At 60.1% G+C, this 19448-nt stretch carries 21 protein-coding genes; all 21 read right to left on the reverse strand.

Annotation, left to right across the window (positions count from 1 at the left end):
- Positions 1 to 45: 45 nt before the first annotated feature.
- The 21 genes from ACYSTU_RS23345 to fabG all read right to left on the reverse strand — a co-directional run bounded on the left by ACYSTU_RS23345 (position 46) and on the right by fabG (position 19441).
- On the reverse strand, positions 46 to 1044 hold the full coding sequence (locus ACYSTU_RS23345) for an ADP-ribosylglycohydrolase family protein (RefSeq protein WP_263217603.1): 999 nt from the start codon (positions 1042 to 1044) through the stop codon (positions 46 to 48).
- The gene (locus ACYSTU_RS23350) at positions 1041 to 1754 is read right to left on the reverse strand and encodes a GntR family transcriptional regulator (RefSeq protein ID WP_016770970.1); all 714 of its coding nucleotides are present in this window, start codon (positions 1752 to 1754) and stop codon (positions 1041 to 1043) included. The genes ACYSTU_RS23345 and ACYSTU_RS23350 overlap by 4 nt, the downstream gene beginning before the upstream one ends.
- Before the next feature lie 186 nt (positions 1755 to 1940).
- Complete coding sequence (araH, locus tag ACYSTU_RS23355; RefSeq protein WP_122507882.1) at positions 1941 to 2909, reverse strand: L-arabinose ABC transporter permease AraH; 969 nt, start codon at positions 2907 to 2909, stop codon at positions 1941 to 1943.
- A 12-nt stretch (positions 2910 to 2921) separates the two neighbouring features.
- Positions 2922 to 4469, reverse strand: a complete 1548-nt coding sequence (araG, locus tag ACYSTU_RS23360) for an L-arabinose ABC transporter ATP-binding protein AraG (protein ID WP_499001857.1) — start codon at positions 4467 to 4469, stop codon at positions 2922 to 2924.
- 53 nt (positions 4470 to 4522) lie between these two features.
- On the reverse strand, positions 4523 to 5527 hold the full coding sequence (locus tag ACYSTU_RS23365; protein WP_110601693.1) for a substrate-binding domain-containing protein: 1005 nt from the start codon (positions 5525 to 5527) through the stop codon (positions 4523 to 4525).
- A gap of 137 nt (positions 5528 to 5664) precedes the next feature.
- A complete protein-coding gene (locus ACYSTU_RS23370; protein ID WP_499001862.1) occupies positions 5665 to 6483 on the reverse strand; it encodes an SDR family oxidoreductase in 819 nt (272 codons plus the stop codon).
- A gap of 270 nt (positions 6484 to 6753) precedes the next feature.
- Positions 6754 to 7629: an SMP-30/gluconolactonase/LRE family protein gene (locus ACYSTU_RS23375; protein ID WP_499001864.1), complete on the reverse strand. Its 876-nt coding sequence runs from the start codon at positions 7627 to 7629 to the stop codon at positions 6754 to 6756.
- Between the two features lie 133 nt (positions 7630 to 7762).
- Entirely contained in the window at positions 7763 to 8479 is a 717-nt protein-coding gene (locus ACYSTU_RS23380) for a FadR/GntR family transcriptional regulator (RefSeq protein WP_016770977.1), read from the reverse strand.
- Positions 8480 to 8672: 193 nt separating this feature from the next.
- On the reverse strand, positions 8673 to 9233 hold the full coding sequence (locus ACYSTU_RS23385; RefSeq protein ID WP_122602287.1) for a DUF1285 domain-containing protein: 561 nt from the start codon (positions 9231 to 9233) through the stop codon (positions 8673 to 8675).
- A gap of 14 nt (positions 9234 to 9247) precedes the next feature.
- Positions 9248 to 9853, reverse strand: coding sequence for a DUF4823 domain-containing protein (locus tag ACYSTU_RS23390; RefSeq protein ID WP_016770979.1), 606 nt, complete (start codon positions 9851 to 9853; stop codon positions 9248 to 9250).
- Positions 9854 to 9980: 127 nt separating this feature from the next.
- On the reverse strand, positions 9981 to 10949 hold the full coding sequence (locus ACYSTU_RS23395) for a GTP 3',8-cyclase MoaA (RefSeq protein ID WP_076563802.1): 969 nt from the start codon (positions 10947 to 10949) through the stop codon (positions 9981 to 9983).
- 138 nt (positions 10950 to 11087) lie between these two features.
- The gene (locus ACYSTU_RS23400) at positions 11088 to 11726 is read right to left on the reverse strand and encodes a TetR/AcrR family transcriptional regulator (RefSeq protein ID WP_016770981.1); all 639 of its coding nucleotides are present in this window, start codon (positions 11724 to 11726) and stop codon (positions 11088 to 11090) included.
- A 351-nt stretch (positions 11727 to 12077) separates the two neighbouring features.
- Complete coding sequence (locus tag ACYSTU_RS23405; RefSeq protein WP_499001869.1) at positions 12078 to 12869, reverse strand: TatD family hydrolase; 792 nt, start codon at positions 12867 to 12869, stop codon at positions 12078 to 12080.
- Positions 12870 to 12884: 15 nt separating this feature from the next.
- Positions 12885 to 13241: a PilZ domain-containing protein gene (locus ACYSTU_RS23410; protein ID WP_016770983.1), complete on the reverse strand. Its 357-nt coding sequence runs from the start codon at positions 13239 to 13241 to the stop codon at positions 12885 to 12887.
- Positions 13242 to 13283: 42 nt separating this feature from the next.
- A complete protein-coding gene (locus ACYSTU_RS23415; protein ID WP_499001872.1) occupies positions 13284 to 14267 on the reverse strand; it encodes a DNA polymerase III subunit delta' in 984 nt (327 codons plus the stop codon).
- On the reverse strand, positions 14260 to 14892 hold the full coding sequence (gene tmk, locus ACYSTU_RS23420; RefSeq protein WP_016770985.1) for a dTMP kinase: 633 nt from the start codon (positions 14890 to 14892) through the stop codon (positions 14260 to 14262). The genes ACYSTU_RS23415 and tmk overlap by 8 nt, the downstream gene beginning before the upstream one ends.
- 19 nt (positions 14893 to 14911) lie before the next feature.
- On the reverse strand, positions 14912 to 16093 hold the full coding sequence (gene mltG / locus ACYSTU_RS23425) for an endolytic transglycosylase MltG (RefSeq protein ID WP_125917280.1): 1182 nt from the start codon (positions 16091 to 16093) through the stop codon (positions 14912 to 14914).
- Positions 16094 to 16096: 3 nt separating this feature from the next.
- Positions 16097 to 16912: an aminodeoxychorismate lyase gene (gene pabC / locus ACYSTU_RS23430; protein ID WP_476312811.1), complete on the reverse strand. Its 816-nt coding sequence runs from the start codon at positions 16910 to 16912 to the stop codon at positions 16097 to 16099.
- On the reverse strand, positions 16912 to 18156 hold the full coding sequence (fabF, locus tag ACYSTU_RS23435; RefSeq protein ID WP_038860467.1) for a beta-ketoacyl-ACP synthase II: 1245 nt from the start codon (positions 18154 to 18156) through the stop codon (positions 16912 to 16914). The genes pabC and fabF overlap by 1 nt, the downstream gene beginning before the upstream one ends.
- A 108-nt stretch (positions 18157 to 18264) precedes the next feature.
- Entirely contained in the window at positions 18265 to 18501 is a 237-nt protein-coding gene (gene acpP / locus ACYSTU_RS23440) for an acyl carrier protein (protein ID WP_003175607.1), read from the reverse strand.
- 196 nt (positions 18502 to 18697) lie between these two features.
- Positions 18698 to 19441: a 3-oxoacyl-ACP reductase FabG gene (fabG, locus tag ACYSTU_RS23445; RefSeq protein ID WP_016770989.1), complete on the reverse strand. Its 744-nt coding sequence runs from the start codon at positions 19439 to 19441 to the stop codon at positions 18698 to 18700.
- Positions 19442 to 19448: the final 7 nt, after the last annotated feature.

The raw sequence follows: 19448 nt of genomic DNA on the forward strand, positions 1-19448 counted from the left end.
CATTCCAATTGTGGGAGCGAGCCTGCTCGCGAAGAGGCCAGCCAGTCAACGCAAGGCCAACAGCCCCCGCACCAAAGGCTCAAGCTCCAGCTGATTAACAGCTTTCACCGTCTCGATCATCGGCTGCGGCCAGCACTCAAGCCCCAGGCAAGCCCCGAGCATAGCGCCAAGAATCGCCGCGATGGTATCCGTGTCGCCGCCCAGGCTGGCCGCCATGCACAGCGCTTCGAATGCCGTCATCTCGCCGATGGCCACTTGCTGGGCCAGGGCGAATGAAACCACCACCGACTCCTGCGACGCCACCGATGTGCCGATTACGTCGTAGAGCAGATCGGCAAGCAATGCTTTGTCGCTGTCGACACTGATGCTGCGCGCCCAACTGATGCGCGAGGCGATGCGCCCGCCAGCCACCCAATGTCCGTGGGCTTCGGCCTGCTGGGCGATCTGCTGGCCGAGGTTCAGCGCCTCGCCGAGATCGACGTCATTGATGCCAGCGGAGACCACCGCCGCCACCGCCGCCGCACTGGAAATTCCCAGCGTGGTGTTATGCGTCACCTGGCACGCCTGCACGACCGCCGCAATGAAGCGCTGCGGATCGGCCACGTTCGCTGCAATGCCCACCGGGGTGATACGCATCGCCGCGCCGTTGGTGGTGCCGTAGCGCCCGGCTTCTTCCGGGGAATGCCCGGCGAGGATCATCTCAATGGCGCGTTTGGTCGAGGGGCCGAGCAAGTCCTGCGAGCCTTTGGCCTGCATCTCGGCTTCCCATTCGATCAAGCGCTGGGCGAGAACCGCCGGCTCGATACGGCCGTGACCTTCGACCAATAACTCGCCGACCAGGATCGCCTGTTCAGTGTCGTCCGTGATGGAGCCTTTGGGCATGTTCGCGGCGATCGGTTGCAGTGGGCCGGCGTCTTGCAGATCAGTGATCTGGCCGAAGCGCGCCTTGATCGTTTCGCGATCGAGCGACTGCGTCGGCATGCCCAGCGCGTCACCCAGGGCCAGACCATAGAAAGCGCCAAGCGCACGGTTGAGCGCGGTCATTTCGATTCTCCGAATTGCAGGTGCAGACGAAAGTGCACCGGGTCGAGCAGGCTTTCCACCTGCTCCATGAAACGGTTCTGCCGGTCGTAGGTGGTGCGCAGGGCTTTGAGAAACACCGTGCCGACCGGACGGCCGAGCAGCTCGGCGTCTTCGGCATTCAGCGGCTCGGCGCCGATCCACTGATCGCCGCGCTCGCCGATGTAGCCGTAGGCGGCCAGGGTGATGGTCAGGGAATTGTCGATCAAACCGACGCGAGGCAGGCTTTCCAGGCCGCCGTTAGCCGGCATCAAGGATCGTTCGAGAGACACCAGCGTACCGTCGGTGGCGCGCCGGCGACGGTCGAGGGTGATGAATTGATCGGTGCCGAAACGCACCAACAGATCCGGGCGAGTCACGGCTTCGAGGCGCAACACTTCGGTATTGATCAGCGCCCCGCTGTCGGCCAACGCCTGCGCCCAGCCACTGCGCTGATCCAGCGCGACACCGTCGAAAGTGACGATGGAACCGACACCGCTCTGCGTGGCGATGTAGTTACGCCGCTTCAGTTCGGCCAGCGCCTCACGCAAGGTGCCACGGCTGACCTGGAATTCTTGAGCCAACTGATGTTCGCCGGGCAACAGAAAGCCGTCCTCCATGAGGCCGCTCTCGATGCGTCGGACGAGCTCGTCGACCACCCTTTGCTTCTTGTCGAATCGTACCTGTCTAATCATGTACAAATTGATAACCGAAACGGTCGCTGACGAGCAAGAATTATTTAAGGGAGATGACAGAAGGCAGGAATGGCGCGATCAACTGTGGGAGCGAGCCTGCTCGCGAAGGCGGTATCCCTGACACATCAACGCTGGATGTGCCAATGCCTTCGCGAGCAGGCTCGCTCCCACAGGGAAGTGCTTGTGTCAGCGCTGTTTCAAGCGGTCGATGACCACAGCCAAAAGCAGAATCGAACCACGAATCACATACTGATAAAACGTGTCGATGTTCTTCAGGTTCATCGCGTTTTCGATGATCGCCAGAATCAACACCCCGGCAATCACATGGCGAATCATGCCGATGCCGCCACTCAGCGAAACCCCGCCCAGTACGCAAGCCGAGATCACCGTCAGTTCAAAACCCTGACCAATCATCGGCTGCCCGGAAGTCATCCGCGAGGCCAGAATCACCCCCGCCAGCGCACCGATCAAACCATGCACGGCGAAGATGATGATCTTGGTCCGGTCAACGTTGACGCCCGCCAGCAACGCCGCTTCCTGATTGCCACCGATGGCCATGGTGTTGCGCCCGTAGGTGGTGTAGTTCAGCAGCCAGCCGAAGAACAGGAAGCAGACAATGGTGATCAGGATCGGCACCGGCACACCGAACAGCTGGCCGTTACCGAAGACGAAGAACGATTCCTGCGAAACACCGACCGCTTTGCCGTTGGCAAAGATATAGGCCAGACCGCGCACGATCTGCATGGTCGCCAGCGTTGTGATCAGGGCATTGACGCGCAACTTGGCAATCACGATGCCGTTGATCAGACCAACGATCAGGCCCATCACCAGTGCCGCGCTGACCCCGAGAAATACACTGTTGGTGTCACGCATCACCACCGCCGCGACCACGCCGGCACAGGCGATAACCGAGCCGACCGAGAGGTCGAAGTGCCCGGACGCCAGGCAATAAAGCATGGTGCACGCGGCGATACCGGTGGTGGAAATCGCCAGGCCCAGGCCACGCATGTTCAGCGGCGAGAGGAAGTTGTCGATCAGCAATGTGCAGGCGACAAAGATGCCGATCGCCGCCAGCAGCATGACCCAGTCATCGAGGAAGCGCCGCATGTCCAGCGGTTTGCGCTCGGTCGGCAGGGTTTCGTTTTGCGTAGTCATCATAGTCACCTCTCAGTTCGCCACGCCGTCAGCGCGGTGGCGTGGCAAAGCCAGTTGCAGCAGGTTGGATTCATTGGCCTGGTCGCGGCTGACTTCGCCGCGCAGGGCGCCTTCGCACAGCACCAGGATGCGGTCGGAAATGCCCATCACTTCCATCAGATCGCTGGACACCACGATCACCGAAATACCGTCGGCGGCGAGGTTATGAATGATCTGGTAGATCTCGGCCTTGGCGCCGATGTCGATGCCACGGGTCGGTTCGTCGAGCAGCAGGACTTTCATCGGCATCGATAGCCAGCGGCCGAGAATGGCCTTCTGCTGATTGCCGCCGGAAAGGAACTTGATCTGCTGGCCGGCGTGCGGGGTTTTCACTTTCAGGGCCTTGATCTGCTTGTCGGCGTTGCCCTTTTCCCACAAGCCGCGAATCAGGCAGCCGAGCCCGGAATGCGCACCGCGGGCACTGATGTTGATGTTCTCGGCGACGCTGGCCAGGGGGATGATGCCTTCTTTCTTGCGATCTTCCGGGCAGAGCAGAATGCCGGCGGCAATCGCGTCACGGGACGAGCGCAGCTTCAGCTCATGACCGCGCAATTCGAGACGGCCGGCGGTGTTGCGCTCCAGTCCGCTGAGCAGGCGAAACAGCTCGGTGCGCCCTGCCCCGACCAGTCCGAACAGGCCAAGGATTTCGCCTTTGTGCGCTTCGAAACTGATCGGCTCGCGCAGGCCCGGGCCGAGCAGGCCGTCGACTTTCAACGCCACGGCGCCACGCGGGCGATGGCGGTAATCGTAGATGTCCTGAATGTCGCGGCCGACCATGCAGGTCACCAGTTGATCGTGGGTCAACTGGCTCATGTCATCGAAGGTCCGCACGTAGCGACCGTCCTTGAACACGGTGACGGCGTCGCAGATACGGAAGACTTCTTCCATGCGATGGGACACGTAGAGCACCACTTTGCCTTCGTCGCGCAGACGACCGATGATCGCCATCAAGCGATCGATCTCGCGTGCCGAGAGGCTACTGGTCGGTTCGTCGAAAGCGATAACGTGGGCGCCGCGCGACAGCGCTTTGGCAATTTCCACCAACTGCCGCTGACCCAGCGACAAGCGTCCGACCTTGGTTTGCGGATCGATTTCGTCGGCCAGGCCTTTCAGGCAATTCAAGGCTTTCTGACGTAGCTCACTGCGATTGATCAGGCCGAAACTCGCCGGCAGATGCCCGAGAAACAGGTTCTCGGCCACGGTCATTTCCGGGACCAGATGCAGTTCCTGGTGAATCACCGCGACGCCGCTGCCGATGCTGTCAGCGGTGGACTTGAAGGCCATCGCCTGCTCGCCGATCTGCAGCTCTCCGCTGCTCGGAATGTAGGCGCCGCCGAGGATTTTCAGCAGGGTCGATTTGCCCGCGCCGTTCTCGCCCATCAAGGCATGAACCTGGCCGGGGTGGGCGACGAAGCTGATGCCGTCGAGCGCTTTCACGCCGGGAAAGGTCTTGCCGATCCCGTTGAAGCGCAGGCTGCCGCTGGCGCCGTGTTGTTCTTGTGTCTGTACTTGCGCGTGCATAAAGCCACCTCTTCACACCGAAAAACGGCCCGGCTGCCCGGGCCGTCGCTGCCTCAGTTCCACAAGCCGATTTTTTCCAGCTCTTGCTTGAAGTTGTCGCGGGTGATCAGGGTGACGTCATCCATGGCGGTGTACTTCGGCGGCTCTTTGCCAGCGGTGATCCACTCGTACATCATCTCGGCGGTCTTGTAGCCTTCGATGTGCGGGCTTGGCAGCATCGAACCGAAGAAGCCGCTGTTAGGCTTTTTCAACTCGCCGATGGCGTCGGTGCCGTTGATGCCGATGCCGATTACGTTGCTCGCGGCAAACCCGGCCGCTTCGGTGGCGCGCACGCCGCCGAGCACGGTGTTGTCGTTCATGCCGCCGATGATCAGGTTTTTCGCCGCGCTCGGCAGTTTCACCAGCGCCGAGTTGGTGGCGTCCATGCTGCCCGGTACGTCGAGGGTTTTCAGCGCGGCGAAGAGGATGTGGTCCTCCGGCATGCCGGCCTTCTTCAGGGCATCGACCGAACCGTCGGTGCGCTTCTTGCCGGTGTCGAGTTCGTTGTAGGTATTGACCACCGCGTAGGTGTCTTTCCAGTCCCAGTTACGCTTTTTCGCTTCGGCAGCCATGGCGGCGCCCTGCTTCTGGCCGACTTCAAACGCGGCCATGCCCAGGTACGGCACGTCTTCCATGAATTTGCCGTTGGCGTCGACAAAACGGTCGTCGACGGCAATTACTTTCAGGTCGTTGATCTTGGCTTTGGCCATGATGGCCGGGCCGAGGGACACATCCGGCGGGCAGATCACGAAGCCCTTGGCGCCGTTGGCGGCCAGACTATCGATGGCCGAGAGGGTCTTCTCGCCATCCGGTACGGCAATCTTGATCAGTTCAAAGCCTTTGTCCTTGGCGGCTTTTTCGGCAAAAGCCCATTCGGTCTGGAACCACGGTTCTTCGGCCTGCTTGACCAGAAAACCGATCTTCACCGCGTCGGCGGCGAGCAGCGCACTGCTCAGGCTGAACGCAGTGACCGCCAGGGCAGTGCTGCACAGGGTACGAATCCCGAAACGACGTTTCATCAGATGACTCCTTGTTATTTTTTTTGAGCAAGGTTTGAAAAGCGTTGAAGCGTGTTCTCAGTGAAGCTGGTTGAAAATAGTCATATCGTATGATGATTGGATTTCAAGCGTAGTTCAGCGCTGGAGATCCGTTTTGTTCAGTCGTGGTACATCACCGAGCGGCCACCATCGATGGTGATGCACGAAGCGTTGATAAACGGTGCCTCATCGCTGGCCAGAAATACCGCCGTCATTGCCACTTCGATCGGCTGGCCGATGCGCTTGGGCGGGTGCAGGTCAAAGGCGCGTTGACGCTCGGCATGCGGATCGGCAAAGCCATTCCAGTAATCGACGTTCAGCTGCGTTTCGATGTAGCCCGGCGCGATGGCGTTAACGCGAATGCCTTTGGCCGCGTATTCGATGCCGAGTGCACGGGTCAGGCCGAGCAAGCCGTGCTTGGCTACCGGGTACGGAAAGCAGCCGGGAATGATGTGGCTGGAATGAGTCGAGGCGATGTTGATGATGCTGCCCACGCCCTGCTCGATCATCTGCGGCAGCACGGCTTTGCAACCATACCAGGCGCCGTCCAGATCGATGGCAAAGCAGCGGCGCCAGTCTTCTTCGGTCATCTGCAAAGGATCGCGGAACACATTGACCCCGGCGCAGTTGACCAGCACATCGATGCGGCCATGCAATTCCACCGCGCGTCGGGCCAGGGCATGCAGATCCTGCTGATTCGATACGTCGACCTTGAGCGCCTGCACGTCATGGCCCTGATCGCGCCAATGAGCGGCGACCTGCTCGACCTTGTCGGCCTGGATATCGCTGATGAGTAATCTGGCTTGCTGCGAGGCGAACGCGGCAACGATAGCTTCGCCGATGCCCTGAGCGGCCCCGGTCAGCAACACGACCTTGTTTTTCAGCCGCTCGCCTTTCGGCGGCGACGGCACTGGTGGCAATGTCAGCGCTTCAGCCATGGCTCAGGCCTCCTGCACGCAGGCGCAAAAAAACCGGGCATCGGTTGATTTCCGGTTCTGACGGCTCGGGAAAAGAAACAGGCAAGCGTCGCCGACGGCATCAAGCCGTGACGAAAGGCGGATCCCGCTTGCGCGGGCGAGAAGAATTCGCTGCATCACTTCACCTGTTTTGTTCTTTTTAAGTGTGAGTGCGTGTTACTGCTGGAGCCGACTATAAACCCGACCGCCAAATAATCTCAATATATAATTTTGCATCCCATATTTTGGGATCTAGCCAGCAAAACGCGTACAGAGTTTTCCTGCAACATCAACGCGCATGCTCAGCACCGCACCGTCCAAAGGATGATTCAGCGGGCTCCTGGCACTGGTGATAAACAGGGTTTTCAAGTCTTCGCCACCAAACACACAACTGGTCGGGCGACTGACCGGCAGATCGATCTTGCGATCCACCTGCCCGTCCGGCTTCAGGCGCAACAGGCAACTGCCGTCCCAGCGTGCATTCCACACGTAGCCTTCGGCATCCATCGCCGAGCCGTCGGGGCCGCCGTGTTGATCGGACGAGTAAAACACCTGCGGCGCATCGAGACTGCCGTCGGTGCGGATGAAATATCGATTGAGCGTGCTGTCGAGGCTTTCACCAAACAGCAGCGTGGTGCCGTCGTCACTCCACAGCAGGGTGTTGGGGATGCCCAGACCGAGCAGCAGCGGTGTCACGCGTTGATCGGGATCGATACGGAACAGGCCACCGGAACGGCGCACCAGCGGCAGATCCTCGCCGTGCTCGCCGATGTTGTTTTGCATGGTGCCCAACCACAACCGGCCCAAGGCATCGCAACGGGCTTCGTTGGGGCGGTTGCCCGGTTGCGGGTCGGCGACGCAGAACAGTGTCAACCGAGGCTCAAGCCCGGGTGAATCGAGATCGAGCCGGTAGACACCACTGCTCAATGTCACCAGCGCATCGCCGCTGGCGCAAGGAATGAAGGCGGAGATGTGCTCGGGCATCTGCCAGATCTGCACGTTCTGACCGATCAGGCGCAACGCTTGCTTACCGGCGATATCGACCCAGTACAACGCCTGGGTCGGCGCATCCCAGAACGGGCCTTCGCCGAGTTGCGCGCGGTGTTGGGTCAGGGCGGTGAACGGCATATCAAGTCCTTCTGAGTTGTTGTTTTACTGTGGGAGCGAGCTTGCTCGCAAAGGCGGAGTGTCAGTCAATGATGATTTATCTGACCTGACGCATTCGCGAGCAAGCTCGCTCCCACAGGATGTCTCGACATTTTCAGCTAGCTTTTCTACTGGCCATGACTTTCGGGTAAAAGCGTTTTATCGCCAGGTCGGCATTGTCGATCAAGGTCATGCACGCCCACACGCCACGGGTCGAATCGCGCGCGGCGATGGCATCGGCCATGTCTTTATGGATCGGCAAGGTGCGGCGCAGTTCATCGGGGTCGGCGGCGGAGACTTCGAACGACACCGCCAGCAACGCGCCGAGGGCCGGGACCATTTGTTCGATGAACTGATTATGGCTGGCGGCCAGGATGCATTCGTGGAAGGCCTGGTCGGCACGGTTGTAATCGATGCCACTGTCGACCGCACGCTCCAGTGCATTGAAAGCCAGTTGCACCGCTTCGATCTGCTCCGGCGTTGCGCGCTCACAGGCCCAGCGCACCGCCATCGGTTCAATGGTGCGGCGCAAATCCAGCAGGTCATCGACGAAGTTTTCCGGCAACCCATTGCGCGATAGCCAACCGACCACTTGCGGATCGAACAGATTCCAGCGCCGGACCGGCAACACCCGCGTGCCGACTTTCGGCCCGACTTCGAGCATGCCTTTGGCGACGAGGGTTTTGATGGCTTCGCGAATCACCGTGCGGCTGACACCAAGCTGTTCGCCCAGATCCGCCTCGACCTTGATGGTCTGCCCCGGCTTGACCTGACCGGCAGCAATCCAACTGCCCAGCCAGTCAACGGTCGACGCATGAAAGCTGCTGGACATGTACACCTCAAGGCGAATCGCGACGGGTGCCTACGCTAATCATCATACGAATAACAGTCAATCGGATTTTTTTCAGCTTGCACAAACCTTTGTGGGAGCGAGCCTGCTCGCGAAAGCGTCGTGTCAGTCAACATTGCTGGCGACTGATACAGCGCCTTCGCGAGCAGGCTCGCTCCCACATTTTGATGTTGTGTCAGGGTTCCAGGCCGATGCGAAAGAATTCGCCGCCACTCCACACGCCTAACCAGCGCTGGCCATCAATCTCGCGGCTCACCGCCAGTTCCACCAACTGGTAAAACACATTGCGGTGAATCAACGCTTCAAGGTTGCTGCGCACATGCACATAAGGCGCAGGCTCCTGGGTCTCAGGATTGATCTCGACGCGGATCGGATGTTCAGCCCCCGCCTCGATGGTTTCCTCGACGTTGCTGGTAAAGCGCAAAACCTGCGCCTCGCCCTCGCCTTGCACTTCCACGGCAACCGCTACGAACGGCGCATCATCGACCTTGATCCCGACCTTCTCCACCGGGGTGATCAGGAAATAATCATCGCCGTCGCGGCGGATGATGGTGGAGAACAGTTTGACCATCGGCTTGCGCCCGATCGGCGTGCCCAGGTAGTACCAGGTGCCGTCGCGGGCAATGCGCATGTCGATGTCGCCGCAGAAATCCGGGTTCCACAAATGCACCGGTGGCAGGCCTTTGGTCTTGGGGATCTGCCCCAGCAGGTCATTGGCTGTTTGCGGGTCACTCATGGCGTACTCCTTGATTACTGGTCGCCGATCCCCAGCAGGCTGCGTGCGTATTGCGCCAGCGGCGGACCGATGAGGTCTTCGGGTTTGGAGTCATGGAACGTCAGTAAACCGCCACGACTCTTGATCCGTGCAGTATCAATCAAATACTGGGTGCTGGTCTCGATCAACATGATCTGAATCACGCCGCCGTCGATACCGAGGCGATCCACCGCCTCCTGATCCAGCCACTCGTCAGAGTTGCCGATGCGGTCGTCAGCCTTGGCGAAACGTGTGTAGAGCAGATAATGCGCGCCGGCATCACGGGCTTCGCCCATGGCTTGATCGAGGCCTTCCGGCGCACGGGCGCGGCGGACCATCGGGAAATATTCGACAAAGCCCTTGAAGGCTTCTTCGGCGACCACGTTCGGCCGCGGATAGGAACCACCCGGCGGTGCGAACGCACCCTGGGCGATGAAGATGAACGAGTCCGGCTGAATGCGGAGATTGTTCACCCGGCGGCTGTCGCTGTGGTCCAGAAGCCCCGCATCGCTCATGTGATACCGAGTGCCTTCGGCCATATCGCTGACATTCATGCAGCCACCAAGCGCCAAAACGGCCAGCAGCAAAACCAGGCTACGCATCCTATTCCTCCAGAAGCCGGTGTCGGAAAACCGGCGAATGGCCGTTGGATGCAGCTTTTGCGCCAGCTCGGCATTTTCCTTGAAAGGCGTTCCCTGTGGGAGCGAGCCTGCTCGCGAAGGCGGTTAATCAGCCGCCAATGATCTTCATGACGGTCGCACCACCGGAGAACGCCACCTCCTGCTTGTCACCCAACGCCTTCACCAGCAAACGTTGCAGCGCCGGCAACGCCTGGTGGCGCGGCTTGTCGAGCAGATCGCCGACATAGTGGCGGTTGCTCGACGACAGGCAGCCATGCAGCCAACCGGTCGACGACAGCCGCAAGCGCGAACAAGTGCGGCAGAACGGCACGCTTTCGTTGGCGATCACCCCGAAATTGCCGCGACCGGGAATCGCATAGCGCACAGCCGTGGCGTCCACCGGTGCGTCGGTCTGGGCGTATTCATAACGTTCGCCAATCAGGCCGAGCAACTGCTCAAGGCTGACGAACTGCTGCAGGAAGGCATTGGAATCCTTGGCCAGGTGGCCCATGCGCATCAGCTCGATGAAGCGCAGTTCGAAGCCGCGCTCCAGACAGTAATCAAGCAGCGGCATGACCTGATCGAGGTTCTGCCCGCGCAACGGCACCATGTTGACCTTGATCTTCATCCCGGCGGCGGCAGCCTGATCCATGCCATCGAGCACGCTGGCCAGATCGCCGCCACGGGCGATGCTGCGAAAAGCCGCGGCATCAAGGGTATCCAGGGAAACGTTGATCCGGCGCAGACCGGCGTCGACCAGCAGCGGCAGTTTTTTCGCGAGGAGTTGACCGTTGGTGGTCAGACTGATGTCGTCGAGGCCCATCTGGCCGACGGCAGTCATGAACGATTCGAGTTTGGGGCTGACCAGTGGCTCGCCGCCGGTGATGCGCAGGCGCTCGATGCCGGCCGCTTCGATCAGGTATTCGACGCCGCGCGCCATGGCTTCGGCCGACAGTTCATCCTGCGCAGCGACCAACCGCTTGCCGTTGGGCACACAGTAGGTACAGGCGTAATTGCAGGCAGAGGTCAGGCTGATGCGCAGATTGCGAAAACGCCTGCCTTGACGGTCAACGATCATGAAACACTCCGGCGAAAGAAAATCGAGCGAGCAAAACTTGACTGAGAAATCAGGTTTTAGCAAGCCCTATGCCTGAGTATATTCCTGCGCTATTGCGCCATGTTGCGAAAACACGGCGCAATCAGCCCGCTGAATGACTTATGTGCTCGGCGTTTCCGGGTCGCGCTTGCGCTTGTTGCCCATGCGCACGCCGATGTCCATCAGGAACTGGAAGAAGCCTTCCTGATCTTCCAGCACATTGCTCCAGAACGGCGAGTGATACAGCGCCACCGCGCCGTGCACCAGCGCCCAGGATGCGCAGTAGTGGAAGTACGGCGGCACGTCTTCGAGCTTGCCTTCGCTGATGCGACCCTTGATCAGCAGGGTCAGGCGTTCGAAGTTCGAGGCACGGATCTTGTGCAGCTCCTCGACCATCTCCGGCACCTGATTGCCCTTGACCACTTTCTCTTCGAGGCGGTCGAACAGGCGATAGCGCTGCGGGTCGCGCATGCGGAATTCGAAGTAGGCGCGCGACAGCGCTTCCTTGTCCTTGTCGACATCCGCCGAATGCAGCAGCTCGTTCAGATCGCGCTCGTAGTCGAGCATCAGGCGCAAGTAGATCTCCGCCTTGGATTTGAAGTGCTTGTAGATCGTGCCTTTGCCGATACCCACAGCATCAGCAATCATCTCGACGGTGACACTGTCTTCACCCTGGTCGAGGAACAGCTTGAGCGCGGTATCGAGAATTTCCTGCTCGCGGCGACGAAATTCACGGACCTTACGAGGTTCTTTATGCATAAGAAAAAGGTCTGAAGGGTCAAAATTCGAAGCCGCGTATTATGCCTAACTTGCGCAAAAAAGCACGGTTCATCGACCAAATCTGTGTTTCTTGTTCATTTCGAGAACGATTCGGGTGCAATGAGAACTCAACTGAAGCAAACGTATTCCAAATTTGTTTAAAAACCCCCACCGGCTCACTGGACTGCACGCCAGACTGATCAATACTTGAACTGTCGGGCGACATCTCCCCCAAGTGTCGCGCCGATAAAGGTACCAACGGACCGCGTGCCTTTGTTTTACTCCTAATGGTCTTAACCCGGATTCACCCCCCAGAACCCGGGTTTTTTTTGCCTGCGATTTGGCCAGCCGTCACAGGGCAGATTTAACACTCGCCAGCGGGAACAGACGCTTGAAGTTCTCTGTGGTCTGCTCGGCAAAGCGCTCGTAGTTCTCACCACGCAACATCGCCAGAAACTCCGCCACTTCGCGCACGTACTGCGGGAGGTTCGGCTTGCCGCGATACGGGATCGGCGCCAGGTACGGCGAGTCGGTTTCCACCAGCAGGCGATCGGCCGGCACTTTGCTCGCCACGTCACGCAAGGCGTCGGCATTGCGGAACGTAACAATGCCCGACAGGGAAATGTAATAACCCATGTCCAGCGCCGCTTTGGCCATGTCCCAGTCTTCGGTGAAGCAATGCAACACGCCCGCCTGGGGCAGCGCCGCTTCGCGCAGCAGTTCGAGGGTGTCGGCACGGGCGCCACGGGTGTGGATGATCACCGGTTTGCCGGTCTGCTGCGCCGCTTGCAGGTGCAGGCGAAACGACTCCTGCTGCAACTCGGCGGCTTCCGGCTCGTAGTGATAGTCGAGACCGGTTTCGCCGATCGCCACCACTTTCGGATGATTGAGTTCGTGCAGAAGCCAGTCCAGCGCAGGAGCCGCGCCCGGCTGAACATCCAGCGGATGCACGCCGACCGAACAATCAACATCGGCATACCGCTCGGCGAGGGCTTTGACGTCGGCGGCGTTGTCGGCACTGACGCCGATGCACAGAAAGTGTCCGACCCCACGCTCGCGGGCCGCAGCGAGTGCGGCATCCAGCGAGCCGTCATGGGCGGAGAGGTCGAGACGATCAAGGTGGCAATGGGAATCTACGAGCATAAAAAGGACTGCAACTTACATCGTATGAGTGGGACGGTCGGATTTCAGCGCTCCGGCCAGATGAGTTTCGATGCGACTGCGCGCAGTGTCGTCGCCGTCATTGAACTGCACGCCGACACCGGCGGCGCGATTGCCTTGTGCACCTTTGGGGGTGATCCAGGCGACTTTGCCGGCGACGGGGATTTTTTCCGCTTCGTCCATCAGGTGCAACAGCATGAACACCTCGTCGCCCAACCGGTAGCTTTTGTTGGTCGGGATGAACAGACCACCATTCTTGATGAACGGCATGTAGGCGGCGTAAAGCACCGACTTGTCCTTGATGGTCAGGGACAAGATGCCGTTACGCGGCCCCGGGCTGACAGGTTCAATCATGTTCACCTCCACTGCTGATCTTCAGAGTCTAGGTACACATTCTTATCTTTGACCAGGCAATCCCACCCATTGCACCAACAATGCTTCCAGCAACAGGGCCGGATTGAGGTTGGCCTTGCTCAACACTTTCTGCCGTTGGGCGAGAATCCAGTCCTGAATATCCAGCACTTTGCCCTGCGCGCTTTTCTGCGCCAGGTACTGCACGACCTTGCGCATATCGGCCAGGCCGAGGCCGCCTTCGTCCTGAGTCAGTTGATAGCGCAGGATCAGGCTCGACCAGTCGCAGAACCAGTCGAACAGACGCAACATCGGAATGCTTTTCCACTCTTCCGCCAGTTGCGTCGGCGATTGCTGGCCCTTGAGCAACTTCTTTACGCCTTCGACCACTTGTGCACGTTGTTCACGCACACCTTGCGACTGCAGGCTGACCGCCATCAGCGGCGACCCGGCGGCCAGCGTCAGCAGTTCGACGCGCTCTTCTTCCGCGCAATCCGGCAGCGCCTGAGCCAGCCATTGCAGGCTCATCGCCTCGCCCGGCAACGGGCAGGCCTGCTGCACGCAACGGCTCTTGATGGTTGGCAACAACCGGCTGGGCTGGTGGCTGACCAACAGCAGAACAGTATCGCCGGACGGCTCTTCAAGGCTTTTGAGCAAGGCGTTGGCAGCGTTGATGTTCATCGACTCGACCGGCTCGATCAACACCACTTTGCGCCCGCCGAGCTGCGCGGTCTGCACGACGAAACTGACCAGATCACGAACCTGATCGACCTTGATCGCCTTGTCCGCCTCTTCCGGTTCCAGGATGTAATTGTCCGGATGACTGCCGGCCTTGAGCAGCAAGCAGGATTTGCATTCGCCGCACGCCTCAGGCGTAGGACGCTGACACAGCAGGCTGGCCATCAAGCGTTCGGCCAGCGCACGCTTGCCGATCCCGGCCGGACCGTGCAGCAGATACGCGTGGGCATGCTGACTGCGTCCGGCCAGTTGCTGCCAGAGGTTGTCCTGCCATGGATAGGCCTCAGCCACGGGCCAGCTCCAGCAAATTCGGTAGCAAGGTGTCCAGCGATTGCTGGACCTTGGCCAATGGCTGACCGGCATCGATGCGCACGTAGCGCGACGGGTCGGCTTCGGCGCGTTTCAGGAACGCATTGCGCACGTTTTCGAAAAACGCCCGGCCTTCGAGTTCGAAACGATCCAGTCGGCCACGGGCACTGGCGCGGGCCAGACCGATCTCTACGGGCAGATCGAAAATAAGTGTCAGATCGGGCCGCAAGTCACCCTGCACGAAAGTTTCCAGGGTGGCGATGCGTTCCAGCGACAAACCACGACCGCCGCCCTGATAGGCGTATGTCGAGTCGGTGAAACGATCACACAGCACCACAGCGCCACGGGCCAGCGCCGGGCGAATCACCTCGGCCAGGTGCTGGGCGCGCGCGGCGAACACCAGCAACAGCTCGGCGTCCGGGTGCATCACTTCGTCGGCCGGGGTCAGCAACACGTCACGAATCCGCTCGGCCAGCGGTGTACCGCCGGGCTCACGGGTGAGCAGCACTTCGATACCGGCGGCGCGCAGGCGCTCGGCGAGGTATTCGCGATTGGTGCTCTTGCCCGCGCCTTCCGGGCCTTCCAGGGTAATAAACAAGCCAGTCACAGGCAGTCCTTCATCAAAGTCATTGCGCGTTCTGTGGTGCAGCGGCGTCCGGTTCTTGGGCTGGCGCCGGATCTTGCGGCGGCGCTTTCGATGGCACTTCGGGCAGCACCTCGGGCGCGGTGTTCGGCGAGGCCGCCGGAATGGCCTCATCGGTGGCCGGCGCGGTTACTGGTGCCGGGCTGGAACGGTAATCGGCACGGCGCTTGAGCTGGTATTCGCGCACCGCGTTGTTGTGCGCATCCAGATCATCGGAGAACACATGGCTGCCATCGCCACGGGCGACGAAATACAGGCTGCTGCCTTCCACCGGGTTGAGCGCAGCATGAATCGCTTCGCGCCCGACCATCGCAATCGGCGTCGGTGGCAAACCGGGAATCACGTAAGTGTTATAGGGCGTCGGTTCTTTCAGATGCGCGCGGGTCAGTTTGCCGGTGTAGCGATCACCGAGGCCATAAATCACCGTCGGATCGGTCTGCAACTGCATGCCCAGCGCCATGCGCCGTACAAAGACGCCGGCAATCTGCCCGCGCTCCTGCGGAACGCCGGTCTCTTTCTCGACCAGCGAGGCCATGATCAGCGCTTGATAAGGTTCGCTGTAAGGCACGTCGGCAGAACGCTGCGCCCACTCTTTGGCGAGCACCTCATCGAGACGATCAAAGGCTTTTTTCAACAGCTCGGCATCGGACATGCCGCGCACGAAGCGATAGGTATCCGGGAAAAACCGGCCTTCCGGGAACAAGCCTTTGTGGCCGATCTTCGCCATGACGTCGCTGTCGCTCAGGCCGGTGAGGGTCTGCTCGAGCTTGTCGTCCTTGGCCAGGGCGGCGCGCACTTGATGGAAAGTCCAGCCTTCGACCAGGGTCAGGCTGTACTGAACCACGTCGCCGCGCTTCCACGATTCGATCAGACCGTTGACGGTCATGCCCGGCTGCATGCGGTATTCGCCGCTGTGAATCGGCGTGCCGGCAAGATTGAAGCGCCAGTAGACGCGCAGCCAGAACGCGTCCTTGATGACGCCATCGGTTTCGAGTTCAAGGAAGGTACGGGTCGGTGTAGAGCCTTTCGGCACATCCAGCAGTTGTTCCTGCGGGATGTTCAGGGGCTGTTCCAGCGCCGAATGAATTTTCCAGGCGCTGGCGCCCAACAGCAGCCCTGCCAGAACCAGTCCGGTTTCCAGCAGCAGCAAAAGTTTACGTCTCACGAATCAAGCATCCAGTAGCGCGCGGGCAATGGTTTGCAGTTTACGGGTGAGCGGGCCAACCGGCCAGCTCAGTGCAGCACAGGCGCGTACCGGCCAGACGCCATAAACGCTGTTGCAGACAAACACTTCATCAGCCCATTGCAGCTGTTCGAGGCGGATATCGGCGATTTGCGTGGGGATGGCCAGCGACTCGGCCTGAAACAAAATTTCCGCGCGCATCACCCCAGCGACGCCGCAGCGCTTCAAGTCGGGCGTGATCAGACCACCGTCGCGCACCAGGAAAATATTGCTGTACACACCTTCGACGACGCGCCCGGCCTGATCAAGCATCAAGCCTTCGGCATGCTCGCTGTCCTGCCATTCGGCGCGGGCGAGCACCTGTTCCAGTCGATTCAGATGTTTGAGCCCGGCCAACAACGGCTGCGTAGATAAACGCGTGTTGCAGGGAAACAGGCGAATGCCGTGCTCGGCATGGGCAGCGGGATAAGCCGCCGGCGGATTGCCTTGCAGAATGCGTCGGCCCTGCGCCGCAGGATCGGGCGCATAACCGCGCAAGCCGTCGCCACGCGTGAGGATGAGCTTGAGCACGCCCTCGCCCATCGCAGCGGCATAGCTGAGCAGCTCATGGCGAACCAGCTCGAGGTCGGTCGCAATGGCCAGACGCGCGCAGCCATCGGCCAGGCGCGTCAGGTGTCGATCCAGCAGAACCGGCTGTCCACTGCGCACGGCAATGGTCTCGAACAGGCCATCGCCGTAAGCCAGGCCGCGATCTTTCAGCGACAGCGCGTCAGCCGGTTGACCGTCGACCCAGCTGTCCATCAGCCGGCGAACCGACGGAACGCCAGCGTGCCGTTGGTGCCGCCAAAACCGAAGGAGTTGGACAGCACGACATCGATGTCCATGTTACGCGCGGTGTGCGCAACGAAATCGAGATCGCAGCCTTCGTCCGGCTCATCAAGGTTGATGGTCGGCGGTGCCACCTGGCTGTTGATCGCCAGCACGCTGAAAATCGCTTCGACCGCGCCCGCCGCACCCAACAGGTGGCCAGTCATCGACTTGGTCGAGCTGACGGCCAGTTTGTAGGCGTGATCGCCGAACACCGACTTGATCGCGTTGGCTTCGGCAAGGTCGCCGGCCGGGGTCGAGGTGCCGTGGGCGTTGATGTACTGCACTTGGTCGACGTTGATTTTCGCATCGCGCAGGGCATTGGTGATGCAGCGCGCGGCACCGGCGCCGTCGGCGGGTGGCGAGGTCATGTGGAACGCATCGCCACTGGTGCCGAAACCGATCAGCTCGGCGTAGATCGTCGCGCCACGGGCCTTGGCGTGTTCCAGTTCTTCAAGAACCAGAGCGCCAGCACCGTCGGACAGGACGAAACCGTCCCGACCCTTGTCCCATGGACGGCTGGCGCGGGTCGGCTCGTCGTTGCGGGTCGACAGCGCACGGGACGCGCCGAAGCCGCCCATGCCCAGACCGCAAGCGGCCATTTCCGCGCCGCCGGCAATCATCACGTCGGCTTCGTCGTACATGATGTTGCGCGCCGCCATGCCGATGCAGTGCGTACCGGTGGTGCACGCGGTGGCGATGGCGTAGTTGGGTCCCTGTGCGCCCAGATGGATCGACAGGAAACCGGAAATCATATTGATGATCGAGCCAGGCACAAAGAACGGCGAGATCCGTCGCGGACCGGTCTCGTGCAGGGTGCGGCTGGTCTCTTCGATGTTGGTCAGACCGCCAATCCCCGAACCCATGGCCACGCCAATGCGTTCACGGTTGGCATCGGTGACTTCCAGACCGGCGTTGCGCACGGCTTGGAAGCCTGCGGCGAGGCCGTACTGAATGAACAGGTCGAGCTTGCGCGCTTCCTTGACCGACAGGTATTCCTCGACATTGAAGCCTTTGACCGAACCACCGAAGCGGGTCGAATAGGCAGAAAGGTCGGTGTGTTCGATCAGACCAATGCCACTGCGGCCAGCCAGAATGCCCTGCCAACTGCTCGGCACATCCGTGCCCAGTGGCGACAACATACCCATACCGGTGACTACGACGCGTCTACGCGACACAGCACTCTCCTTTTTCAAATGACGACTTTGCATCAGGCCTAAAGAAAAAACCGCACGCCATGATGGCAGTGCGGTTTTTCCATGACAGCAAGCAACGATTACAAACTGTTACGCCTGGTGGCTGGTAACGTAGTCGATTGCAGCTTGTACAGTAGTGATCTTTTCAGCTTCTTCGTCAGGGATTTCGGTTTCGAATTCCTCTTCCAGAGCCATCACCAGCTCAACGGTGTCAAGGGAGTCGGCACCCAGGTCTTCTACGAAGGAAGCGGTGTTGACCACTTCTTCTTCTTTAACACCCAGTTGCTCGGCAACGATTTTCTTGACGCGCTCTTCGATGGTGCTCATACCTTGTTTTCACTCCTAATGGACAAATTCAGGCAGCTGGCCAGTGGGTAAGTGTATAGAAAGCCTTTTCAGTTTTTCAACTGAAAGCTTCACTCCTCAAACCCTGCGGCCCTCTGCCTATAAATAGATTGCAGCTTTATAACGGATTTTAGACAGCTCGTATGACATTTTTTTGAAGCAATCCGTCACATTTTACTTACATGTACATCCCACCGTTCACCGGGATTGTAGCCCCGGTAACGTATGCCGCACCGTCGGATGCAAGAAAAGCGACCACGGACGCGATCTCTTGAGCTTGCCCCAGACGACCCAGCGGAATCTGCGTCTGCAAGGCTTCACGCTGTGCTTCAGGCAGCTCGCGGGTCATATCGGTGTCGATGAACCCAGGGGTTACCGAGTTGACCGTAATCGAACGCGAACCGACTTCACGCGCCATCGCCCGGCTGAAACCTTCCAGACCGGCCTTGGCGGCTGCATAGTTTACTTGGCCGGCGTTGCCCATGGCACCCACCACCGAGCCAATACTGATAATTCGACCCCAGCGCGCCTTGGTCATGCCACGCAAAACGCCCTTGGACAGGCGATACAGACTGTTCAGGTTGGTATCGATCACGTCGTACCACTCGTCGTCTTTCATGCGCATCATCAGGTTATCGCGGGTGATACCGGCATTATTGACCAGAATCGCCACCGGCGCACCGAACTGCTCCTGAATGCCTGCCAGCACGGCGCTGACCGATTCGTCGCTGGTGACATTGAGTTCGAAACCGGCGCCCTGGATACCGTTTTCCTTCAGGGTCGCGGCAATGCGCTCGGCGCCCGACGCGGAGGTCGCGGTGCCGACAACGATGGCGCCCTGACGACCCAGTTCCAGCGCGATGGCCTGGCCGATACCGCGGCTTGCACCGGTAACCAGTGCAACTTTACCTTGCAGACTCATGCAAGTT

The sequence above is a fragment of the Pseudomonas glycinis genome (genome assembly GCF_054871425.1).

Bases quoted from the DNA above. Each gene is read 5' to 3' on its own strand.
- ACYSTU_RS23350 (WP_016770970.1), bottom strand. From the start codon at position 1,754: ATGATTAGACAGGTACGATTCGACAAGAAGCAAAGGGTGGTCGACGAG.
- ACYSTU_RS23375 (WP_499001864.1), bottom strand. From the start codon at position 7,629: ATGCCGTTCACCGCCCTGACCCAACACCGCGCGCAACTCGGCGAAGGC.
- araH (WP_122507882.1), bottom strand. From the start codon at position 2,909: ATGACTACGCAAAACGAAACCCTGCCGACCGAGCGCAAACCGCTGGAC.
- ACYSTU_RS23365 (WP_110601693.1), bottom strand. From the start codon at position 5,527: ATGAAACGTCGTTTCGGGATTCGTACCCTGTGCAGCACTGCCCTGGCG.
- pabC (WP_476312811.1), bottom strand. From the start codon at position 16,912: ATGGACAGCTGGGTCGACGGTCAACCGGCTGACGCGCTGTCGCTGAAA.
- ACYSTU_RS23370 (WP_499001862.1), bottom strand. From the start codon at position 6,483: ATGGCTGAAGCGCTGACATTGCCACCAGTGCCGTCGCCGCCGAAAGGC.
- ACYSTU_RS23380 (WP_016770977.1), bottom strand. From the start codon at position 8,479: ATGTCCAGCAGCTTTCATGCGTCGACCGTTGACTGGCTGGGCAGTTGG.
- ACYSTU_RS23395 (WP_076563802.1), bottom strand. From the start codon at position 10,949: ATGATCGTTGACCGTCAAGGCAGGCGTTTTCGCAATCTGCGCATCAGC.
- ACYSTU_RS23390 (WP_016770979.1), bottom strand. From the start codon at position 9,853: ATGCGTAGCCTGGTTTTGCTGCTGGCCGTTTTGGCGCTTGGTGGCTGC.
- ACYSTU_RS23385 (WP_122602287.1), bottom strand. From the start codon at position 9,233: ATGAGTGACCCGCAAACAGCCAATGACCTGCTGGGGCAGATCCCCAAG.
- ACYSTU_RS23400 (WP_016770981.1), bottom strand. From the start codon at position 11,726: ATGCATAAAGAACCTCGTAAGGTCCGTGAATTTCGTCGCCGCGAGCAG.
- fabG (WP_016770989.1), bottom strand. From the start codon at position 19,441: ATGAGTCTGCAAGGTAAAGTTGCACTGGTTACCGGTGCAAGCCGCGGT.
- ACYSTU_RS23410 (WP_016770983.1), bottom strand. From the start codon at position 13,241: ATGATTGAACCTGTCAGCCCGGGGCCGCGTAACGGCATCTTGTCCCTG.
- acpP (WP_003175607.1), bottom strand. From the start codon at position 18,501: ATGAGCACCATCGAAGAGCGCGTCAAGAAAATCGTTGCCGAGCAACTG.
- ACYSTU_RS23345 (WP_263217603.1), bottom strand. From the start codon at position 1,044: ATGACCGCGCTCAACCGTGCGCTTGGCGCTTTCTATGGTCTGGCCCTG.
- ACYSTU_RS23405 (WP_499001869.1), bottom strand. From the start codon at position 12,869: ATGCTCGTAGATTCCCATTGCCACCTTGATCGTCTCGACCTCTCCGCC.
- araG (WP_499001857.1), bottom strand. From the start codon at position 4,469: ATGCACGCGCAAGTACAGACACAAGAACAACACGGCGCCAGCGGCAGC.